10 protein-coding genes are annotated in these 9,390 nt (G+C 38.4%); 1 reads left to right on the forward strand and 9 read right to left on the reverse strand.

Annotated features, from left to right (window positions below):
• Positions 1-65 precede the first annotated feature (65 nt).
• Positions 66-2,513: a hydroxymethylglutaryl-CoA reductase, degradative gene (locus M2139_RS03165; protein ID WP_280737489.1), complete on the forward strand. Its 2,448-nt coding sequence runs from the start codon at positions 66-68 to the stop codon at positions 2,511-2,513.
• A 77-nt stretch (positions 2,514-2,590) separates the two neighbouring features.
• Here the strand turns inward: M2139_RS03165 and M2139_RS03170 are convergent, their stop codons facing one another.
• From M2139_RS03170 to M2139_RS03210, 9 genes are all read right to left on the reverse strand, one after another.
• Positions 2,591-3,100 (reverse strand): aromatic acid exporter family protein, encoded by a 510-nt coding sequence (locus M2139_RS03170; protein ID WP_280737490.1) that lies wholly within the window; start codon positions 3,098-3,100, stop codon positions 2,591-2,593.
• Between the two features lie 176 nt (positions 3,101-3,276).
• A complete protein-coding gene (locus tag M2139_RS03175; RefSeq protein ID WP_280739528.1) occupies positions 3,277-4,668 on the reverse strand; it encodes an oxaloacetate decarboxylase subunit alpha in 1,392 nt (463 codons plus the stop codon).
• A gap of 78 nt (positions 4,669-4,746) precedes the next feature.
• A complete protein-coding gene (citX, locus tag M2139_RS03180) occupies positions 4,747-5,286 on the reverse strand; it encodes a citrate lyase holo-[acyl-carrier protein] synthase (protein ID WP_280739489.1) in 540 nt (179 codons plus the stop codon).
• A complete protein-coding gene (gene citF, locus M2139_RS03185) occupies positions 5,279-6,811 on the reverse strand; it encodes a citrate lyase subunit alpha (RefSeq protein ID WP_280739490.1) in 1,533 nt (510 codons plus the stop codon). Before citF ends, citX begins: the two co-directional genes overlap by 8 nt.
• A gap of 2 nt (positions 6,812-6,813) precedes the next feature.
• On the reverse strand, positions 6,814-7,701 hold the full coding sequence (gene citE / locus M2139_RS03190) for a citrate (pro-3S)-lyase subunit beta (protein WP_280739491.1): 888 nt from the start codon (positions 7,699-7,701) through the stop codon (positions 6,814-6,816).
• Positions 7,689-7,997: a citrate lyase acyl carrier protein gene (gene citD, locus M2139_RS03195; RefSeq protein ID WP_280739492.1), complete on the reverse strand. Its 309-nt coding sequence runs from the start codon at positions 7,995-7,997 to the stop codon at positions 7,689-7,691. The genes citE and citD overlap by 13 nt, the downstream gene beginning before the upstream one ends.
• Positions 7,998-8,018: 21 nt before the next feature.
• Entirely contained in the window at positions 8,019-9,026 is a 1,008-nt protein-coding gene (citC, locus tag M2139_RS03200) for a [citrate (pro-3S)-lyase] ligase (RefSeq protein WP_280739493.1), read from the reverse strand.
• 96 nt (positions 9,027-9,122) lie between these two features.
• Positions 9,123-9,248, reverse strand: coding sequence for an OadG-related small transporter subunit (locus M2139_RS03205; RefSeq protein WP_280739494.1), 126 nt, complete (start codon positions 9,246-9,248; stop codon positions 9,123-9,125).
• A 43-nt stretch (positions 9,249-9,291) separates the two neighbouring features.
• Positions 9,292-9,390, reverse strand: a 99-nt coding sequence (locus tag M2139_RS03210) for a sodium ion-translocating decarboxylase subunit beta (RefSeq protein WP_280739496.1), incomplete at its 5' end; no start/stop codon positions are given.

Genomic DNA, 9,390 nt, shown 5'->3' on the forward strand with positions numbered 1-9,390 from the left:
AAGATTTCTTAAGAGGGACTCCTTTTCTGACGCAAAAAATGCTATAGTCTTCTTGGAGGTGTATTATGACAGAGAAAGTAGTCATTTTAAGCACAGCAAGAACGCCAATCGGTAAATATAAAGGTAGCTTAGCTGAATTTTCAGCTGTTCAATTAGGCGCAATAGCTGCTGAGTCCGCCATCGAAAAAGCTGGTATTTCAGCGGATTGTATCCAACAAACCATTGTCGGTAATGTTTTATCTGCTGGTAATGGCCAAAATGTCGCTCGCCAAATTGCCTTAAATAATGGCTTACCAGAAAGTAGCACCGCTATGACCATCAATGAAGTTTGTGGTTCAGGCATGAAAGCTCTTATTTTAGCCATGCAACAAATTCAGTTAGGAGAAGCGCAAGTGGTTTTAGCTGGGGGCACAGAAAGCATGACGCAAGCGCCTTTACTACAAAAATATCAAGCCTCAACGCAAACTTACAGCGAGCCAGTCGCCAGCATGTTTCTTGATGGCCTAACAGATGCTTTTAGCAATCAATTGATGGGCGTTACAGCAGAACATTTAGCTAAAAAATATCAAATCAGCCGCTCACAACAAGATCAATACGCATTTACGTCCCAAAAAAAAGCTGCGGCAGCTCGTCTAGGAAATAAATTTACGGCTGAAATCACGCCTATTAAACTAGCCTCAGGAGAATATTTAACACAAGATGAAGGCTTCCGTGAAAATACTTCCTTAGAAAAACTCAGCACCCTTAAAACAGTTTTCAAAGAGCAGGGTTCTGTTACGGCCGGCAACGCCTCGACAGTCAATGACGGCGCCGCTATGATGATTTTAGCGTCAAAAAGTTATGTTGATGAACATCATTTGCCTTATTTAGCAACGATTGAAGGCTTCAGTGAAGTCGGTGTTGACCCACAATTAATGGGAGTCGCACCAATCACGGCTATTCAAAATTTATTAGCTAAAAAGCAGCTGACTTTAAATGAAATTGATTTGTTTGAAATTAATGAAGCTTTTGCTGTTGCTTCTTTAGCGATTGAAGAACAACTGCAATTACCAGCTGAAAAAGTCAATATTTATGGCGGGGCAATTGCCCTTGGCCATCCAATCGGCGCCAGTGGCACCCGAATTGTTGCTACTTTAATCTCACAATTAATTCAAGAGCAAAAAACGATCGGCATCGCTTCTTTATGTATCGGCGGAGGCTTGGGCTTAGCACTATTAATCAAAAAAAATACGCAATCAATTACTGATGAACCAGCAAAAAAATTTTATCAGCTAACACCTGAAGAACGGCGCCAACAATTGTTTCAACAGCAGCAGTTAACAGCTGAAGAAGTTAACTTATTAACAGAAATGACTAGCCTAAGTCCGACGATTGCTGCTAATATGATTGAAAATCAAGTTGGCCAAGTGGAGATTCCTTTAGGAGTGGCGCCGAATTTCTTAATTAATCAACAAAATTATTTTGTCCCAATGGCCACAGAAGAAGCATCAGTAATTGCCGCAGCTAGCAACGGGGCCAAATTAGTTGCCAACAGTGGGGGCTTCACAGCCACACAACAAAAACGTTTGATGCGGGGCCAGATTGTTTTTCAACAAGTCAAAGATTTCGCTAAAATTCAAAAAATCGTTGCTCAACAGCAAGCTGAGTTATTGCAACAAGCACAAGCTAGCTACCCTTCCATCGTTAAACGGGGTGGTGGTGTTCGCCAAATCACTTTGCGGCAACTGGCAGATGATTTTGCTTCTTTAGATGTTTTAGTGGACACCCAAGATGCTATGGGCGCCAATATCATTAATACGATTTTAGAAGGCTTAGCCCAATATTTACAAAATTTATTACCAGAAGAAACGCTACTTTTCAGTATTTTAAGTAATTTACCAACTGAAGCTTTAACGACGGTTACTTGTAAAATTCCAACTGAGCTTTTAGCTACCAAACAATTAAGCGGCTTGGTAGTTGCTGAAAAAATTGCTGCAGCTTCAACTTATGCACAGCTTGATCCTTATCGAGCTGCTACTCATAATAAAGGCATTATGAATGGTATTGATGCTGTTGTTTTAGCAACTGGCAACGATACCCGAGCAATTGCCGCTGGCTGTCATGCTTTTGCGGCCATAGACGGTCAATATCGCAGCTTAGCAACTTGGCAAGTGATTGATCAACATTTAGTTGGCAGCTTAACTTTACCTTTAGCCGTTGGCACAGTAGGTGGCGCCACTAAAATGCTACCAAAAGCTCAAATTGCCTTACATTTGCTAAAAAATCCTGATGCAAATCAGTTAGCTGCCATTAGCGCTGCTGTTGGTTTAGCGCAAAACTTAGCAGCTTTAAAAGCTTTAGTAACAGAAGGCATTCAAAAAGGCCATATGAACTTACATATGCGTTCTTTAGCGATTTCCGCTGGTGCAAGTAGTCCCGAGGAAATTAAAGCTGTCACGCAACAGCTACAAGCTAATTCTGTTAAAAATTTAGCAACTGCCCAAGATATTTTGAAAAAAATAAGAAAAATTTGAAATTACACTACAAAATAAAGCAGTTAAGATAATCAACTAGCTCCAGCTAGCTTGCTTATCTTAACTGCTTTGACTATTTATTCTACCTCTTCGGTATCAACGTTAGCATTTCCCCAATTTCGTAAAGGGAAAAAATAATTAACCCCTGTCGCAATCCCCATACCGATAAAACTATCAATCACACGATTTAAGGCGTATTGATTAGATACATTATCAGGAATCATAAAAACAATTGTCAAAAAGGTCGCCGTCGCTCCAACAATCCCTTCATAGCCATCAAAATTCACCAGAAAAACAATAATTCCCATAATCACTAGGGGAATCAGGAATAACTCGACTAATTTCGATTGACCAAAATGATTGAAAAATAGCATCACTCCTAAAGCCGCTAAAGCCCCCACGGTGTTCCCCATAATCCGATGTTTGCCATAACTTAAAGAGCGATTAATATCTTCCCGCACGGTAAAAACCGCAGTAATCGCTGAAACAACATAAGTTTCTCTATGTAAAATAATACTAACTAAGATACAGAAAAAAACGCTAATCCCCGTTTTAATCGTTCTTAACCCCACTTTAACTCCGAACATAAAACCCTCTTTTCACTTATTTTTATTGAAATTTAATTTTAACCGACTTTTCCTGCAAATAAAACTATAAAGTTCATTTTTGACTTTTAATTAAAAACAAACAGCCACTTTTAATAAAGGACTGCTTGCTTTCAATAAATAGTTTTACTTATTTAAGGAGGATTCTTATTTACAAATTAGTAGTCAATTTTAACATTAACGGTTTGAAGTGGCACATCGTAAAAACGATCTTCACGACGTCCTAAGAAATCTTTGGCTTGTTGCGGGAAGACTGCATACATTAAAACATCTTCCATTGATTTGGCATATTCTTTAATTTCTTCTTCAAAATTTGGTAATTGTGGGGCAATTAAATCGGCTGGTCGCACAGTTACGACTGTTTCATCGCCAATAATTTTTTGTTTGATTTCATCAGAAATTGGTGCTGGCGGACGACCATATAGGCCACGCACGTAATCTTTTATTTCATTGGGAATCAATTTATAGCGCTCACCTGAAATCACGTTCATTAAAGCTTGCGTCCCGACCATTTGCGATAATGGCGTTACTAACGGCGGATAACCTAAATCAGCCCGCACTTTCGGTACTTCTGCTAAAACCTCATCATACTTATCTTGTAAGCCTTGTTCAGTTAACTGACTTAATAAGTTAGATAACATCCCGCCAGGCACTTGATAAATTAAAGTTTTGGGTTCCACATCTTTGACTTTCGGATTTAAAAGCCCTTCGTTACGGAAACGATCACGAATTGGGTTGAAATATTCCGCAACTTCCGCGACTTTTGTCATATTTAAACCAGTGTCAAAACCTAATTCTTCAAGGGCCATTGCTACAGATTCAGTGGCTGGTTGGCTGGTCCCACCAGCAAATGAAGAAATCGCCGTATCAATAATATCTGCGCCAGCTTCGGCAACTTTTAAATAAGTCATTTCAGCAATGCCTGAAGTTGCGTGGGTGTGCACTTCTAAAGGTAAATCAACAGCGTCTTTGATGCGGGAAACCAATTCAAAACCAGTTTGCGGCATTAAAACTCCCGCCATATCTTTAATACAGATTGAATCAGCGCCAAAACTAGCCATTTCTTTGGCTAAAGTCACAAAGTAATCTATCGTATGAACATCACTTGTTGTGTAAGAAATCGCTGTTTGACAATGTCCGCCAGCTTCTTTGGCAGCGGTAATTGCTGTTTGTAAGTTCCGAGTATCGTTTAATGCATCAAAAACCCGAATCACATCAATCCCGTTTTTCACTGATTTTTCTACAAATTCTCGCACTACATCATCGGCGTAGTTTTTATAACCTAATAAGTTTTGTCCTCGTAATAACATTTGCAACTTAGCGTTTTTGACTTCTTTACGGATTAAGCGTAATCTTTCCCAAGGATCTTCATTTAAGAAACGAATACAAGAGTCAAAAGTTGCCCCGCCCCACATTTCTAAAGCATAATAGCCGGCTTCATCTAATGTTTTAATAATCGGTAGCATGTCGGAAGTTGGCATCCGCGTAGCAATTAGACTTTGTTGACCGTCTCGTAGCACGGTTTCCATTATCTGAATTTTTTTTGTCATGTTCTTTTTCCTTTCTACTTCTGAAAAAGAAGCTGGTCATCAGAAAAACTAAAGTTTCTCTGACACCTTTCTTTTCATTTACACTTTGGCTTGTTGGGTGATTTCAATGATTTTAGCTTGCATCTCAGCAATAGTATGCTTTCTTGCCCGCCCACATTCTTTGGCATCACCCTCACAAACAAAGCAGCGTCGTCTTGGCAAGCCGTTGGTTTGGCGGCTAAGACCGATTAATTCGCCATTTTCTATATATAATACATCTAAATCGAATAAGCGCCCTAATGGATGCTGCTCTTCAATTTCAATCATTCTTTTTTTTAATTCAAGGGGTGCTATTGGTACCAATAAATAATATTCCAAACCCGTTTTTTCATTACGAAAAAGATTAGCTGAACTCTTTACATCTTGCAAACTAGTTTCAATTACTGATGAAACTTGATGAAATAGCTGCACCAGTTCAGGTGAATTTTTAACCGGACCGGGAATATTCATAGTAGCTAATAGCAAAGCCTGCTTAGGTTCTTTTTTCAAAAAAGCCAATTGTGTCGCTTGCCGCTGTTCACGAGCATCTAACATTTCTGGCAAACTAACCTCAGGACCGTTAAATAATTGACTAGACATTTTTTACCACATCAATTAAAGTGCCATCACGATATTCAATTAGGGCAACGACTTTATCCCCATATTGAATTGGTTGTGGTGTGCCAACAATACTGTAGGCTTTTTCTTTTAACTCTTCAATTGTCAATTGTGGTACATCTAATTTTTTGAAGTGTTCAATCAAATCTTGACGTTTAGGATTAATTGCAATACCGACTTCAGTAACTACAACATCCACGCTATCGCCAGGGGTAATTACTGTATTAACAGTATCAACGATTGTAGGGATTCTACCCCGAACTAATGGTGAAATCACTAAGCTCATTTTACAAGCCATGCTGGTATCTGAGTGACCACCAGAAGCGCCACGAATCACACCGTCAGAACCAGTCATAACGTTAACATTGAAGTCTGTATCAATTTCTAAAGCCGATAAAATCGCTGTATCTAATTGATTAATAACCGCACCTTTACTTAATGGAGAAGCGTACATATTTGCATCAATTTCATAATGATTAGTATTTTTACCTAACGAAATAGCAGATGGATGATCAAAATCTTGTACGTCGATGATTTTTTCAACTAAACCTTCTTCCAATAATTCCACCATCGCATTCGTAATACCACCTAAGGCGAAACTGGCTTTAATGCCATCTTTAATCATCGCATCCCGCATGAAACGAGAAACCGCTAAAGATGCCCCACCGGTTCCAGTTTGGAAAGAAAAACCTTCTTTGTAGTAAGGTGAATTAGTAATCACTTTTGCGGCATATTCAGCAATTAGCAATTCTTTAGGATTTTTAGTAAAACGGGTTGCCCCTTTAGCAATTCCGTTGGGATCGCCAATAGCATCCACTTCAACTACATAATCAACATCCGTTTGTGGAATACTGATTGGCGTGTTAGGAAATGGTACTAAATAATCAGTAATTACTACGACTTGATCGGCATATTTTGCATCAATCATCGCATAACCTAAAGAACCACAAGTTGCTTTACCGACAGTTCCGTTGGCATTACCGTATTCATCAGAGCTTGGGGCACCTAAGAAAGCCACATCAATATGAATATCGCCAGCCGCAATTGCGCGTGCTCGGCCGCCGTGAGAGCGAATCACTACCGGATTTTCCATAATACCTTCAGAAATAGCCGCACCAACTTTATCTCGTAAACCACTAGAGGTGATATTAGTTACTACGCCATTTTTAATATGTTCAATAATTGGTTCATGAACATTGGCAATTGAACTTGGGGCAATTGAAATATTTTTAATACCCATTTTAGCAATTTCAGCTAAAACCATATTAATCACATAATCGCCTTCACGGAAATGATGGTGGAAAGAAATCGTCATACCATCTTTTAAGCCGGTTTTTTCAATGGCTTCACGAATACTACCTAATAATTTTGTATCTCTTGGTTTAACTGGTTTGATTTTACGACTTACTTCTGTATATGCTTCAATATGAGCTAGTTCCCCTTCGTAGACGCCATATTGGTCAGCGTATGCTTGAGGAATATCTTTACCTACTTTATTCAATACCATGATTAAATATCCTCCTCAGTAATTAATTTTGCAGCTTTCGCTAAAGCAATTACTCGTTCTGCTCGTTCAACGATTGGTTTATCAACCATTTTACCATTAACAGAAATAACGCCAGAACCTTTCGCTTCTGCTTCACGAATACCCCAAATGACTTCTTTAGCATTTTGAATTTCTTTTTCAGTTGGCGTATAAATTTCGTTGACTAACGGAATTTGACGTGGATTAATAACTGATTTACCATCAAAACCTAATTGTTTAATTAAACGAACTTCATTTTGGAACCCTTCAGTATTATCAACATCAGAGTATACTGTATCAATCGCTGCAATTCCAGCTGCACGAGCTGCATGTAAAATCATACTGCGAGCAAAGAATAATTCTTGTCCATCAGGATAACGGCGAGTTTTCATGTTTGTCACATAATCTTCTGCCCCTAAAGCAATCCCGATTAAACGTTCGGAAGCTTTTGCAATTTCACGAGCGTTTAAAACACCTTCTGCTGATTCAATAGCTGCCATCATTTTAGTTATACCGACAGGAATGTTGTTTTCTGTTTCAACTTTTGTAATTACCGCATCCACATCGACAATATCTTGAGCGGTTTCTGTTTTTGGCAAACGAATTACATTGACTCCAGCTAAAACCATCGCTTCTACATCTTGTGCACCAACAGTATCTAAACCATTAATGCGGACAACGGTTTCAATTCCGCTATAATCAAAAGTTTTCAAAGCAAAATGAACAAGCATCCGTGCAGAATCTTTTTCTTTTAAAGAAACAGCATCTTCTAAATCAAACATAATTGCATCAGCACCATAAAGTGGCGCATCCCGCAACATCGCGGCATTAGCACCTGGTACAAACATCATCGTTCTTCTTAAACGTTCCATGAGTCAATCTCCTTCCAGTTATAGCTGTCTTTACCCATTGCCCGATGTACAGCAGTAATCGTTCTAGCTTGAATTGTACAATCTAACGCGCCTTTATCAACCGCTGTTACTTTAGCAGCAGTCACGCCTAAGTTTTTCAAAGTATCTGTAATTACTTTACGAATTTGTTCACCAAATTGTTTTTCCACGCTACTATCTAAGCTAATACTAATTTCATTAGTATTATTTGCATCGACAGTAATCATAATGTCGCTAGATTCAACAGTTCCAGCCACAGCATTTTTTGTAATTTCCACTTTCTTCACCTCTAATTGATTTTATTCTTTAGCAGGCAATTTGCCAGCTTTTTTCAAATAGTCATAGGTTGTTACTGGTAAAAATTGTTTCAATAAAGCTAAATCGCCAGCTTGCAAAGCTGCTCTGACTTTGGTGGCACTAATGGCTTCGCCAGCAATCATCTTCCTTGGCAAAACAACCAATGCTAATTCATCCCCAAAAACTTGTTGCATGCTTTGATTATAAAGTTCGGTTACTTCTGAAAATGGTTCTTCTCCCACAAAACGAGTGGTAATCTCTAAAAGTGGTGCAATTCTGTCTTTAAACAATTGTGCATCTAAAGTAGCTTGTACCTTAGCTACTGCCAATTCTGCTTTTTCTTTTAAAAAGTAAGCTGGAAAAGTAGCTGAAGAAACCATATAATCATTCGTCGGTAAAATAGTGACATTTTCTAAATGCGCCGTGCCCGCTTTGACTAACGCTAGCCGCTCCTCGCTAGAAAATTCCGAACGGTCTTCCGATAAAACAAAAACATAAACTTGCTGACTCTGACTGGCAGCGGTTTCGATTAAATATTGATGGCCTTTCGTAAATGGGTTGGCATTCATCACAGTGCCACTAGCTGTGCCGACTTTTTTGTTTTCTTTTAAGAAAGCTAGATAATCTGAAAAATCAGGAGAACCTTGTTCCATAAATAAAATCGTATCAGTATCAATAATTTTTTGAAATCCTAAAGATTGAAAAATCATCAGATTACTTGGCTTAGTGTAAACGAAATAATGCTGATAGCCATTTTCTCTCAAGGTTTCCATTAAATGCATCATAACTTTTGTTAATAAATTTTCTGATTGATAAGCTTTACTAACTGCTACACATTTAATAATGTTGCTTGTTAATGAACCGGTGGCCACTAATTGCTGATCATCATAAATTCCAATCGTATAATCGACAACTTCATGAGGGTCTAAATCAGCTGCCAACAGTAATTGCTGCCAAGCTTGATAAGCCAGTTTATCTTTAGCTAACCATAACTTTTTAAGGGTAAACATTTTCATCATCTCAAATCATTTATCTATCAAGTGGTAGCAGAAGCTTTGCTTTGAAAACCGTTAGTTTTCAAAGCAAGTTTCCCTAGCTACAACACTCTATTTTTTAGGTGGAAATAATTTAGTTAAAATTTGTGAAGCAATGTAAATGATAAAGATTACGATAAAGACGCCACCCCAACCAAATACTAATAATTCAATTGCTTTCATTAAGTCTTCTGACATTAGCGTTTCTTCCTTTCTTCAAATCGCTTTTATTGCGCTATCCTCATACTAACAAAGCTAATAACAAGCCTCCGGCGATTACTGAAGCAATCTGACCAGATACGTTGGCACCAGCTGCGTGCATTAAGATAAAGTTTTGTGG

The sequence above is a fragment of the Enterococcus sp. PF1-24 genome (assembly GCF_029893325.1).
GTDB lineage: Bacteria > Bacillota > Bacilli > Lactobacillales > Enterococcaceae > HY326.

Coding starts and splice junctions, on each gene's coding strand:
- citE (WP_280739491.1), bottom strand. CDS start 7,701: ATGGAACGTTTAAGAAGAACGATGATGTTTGTACCAGGTGCTAATGCC.
- citC (WP_280739493.1), bottom strand. CDS start 9,026: ATGTTTACCCTTAAAAAGTTATGGTTAGCTAAAGATAAACTGGCTTAT.
- M2139_RS03205 (WP_280739494.1), bottom strand. CDS start 9,248: ATGTCAGAAGACTTAATGAAAGCAATTGAATTATTAGTATTTGGTTGG.
- citF (WP_280739490.1), bottom strand. CDS start 6,811: ATGGTATTGAATAAAGTAGGTAAAGATATTCCTCAAGCATACGCTGAC.
- M2139_RS03175 (WP_280739528.1), bottom strand. CDS start 4,668: ATGACAAAAAAAATTCAGATAATGGAAACCGTGCTACGAGACGGTCAA.
- M2139_RS03165 (WP_280737489.1), top strand. CDS start 66: ATGACAGAGAAAGTAGTCATTTTAAGCACAGCAAGAACGCCAATCGGT.
- citX (WP_280739489.1), bottom strand. CDS start 5,286: ATGTCTAGTCAATTATTTAACGGTCCTGAGGTTAGTTTGCCAGAAATG.
- M2139_RS03170 (WP_280737490.1), bottom strand. CDS start 3,100: ATGTTCGGAGTTAAAGTGGGGTTAAGAACGATTAAAACGGGGATTAGC.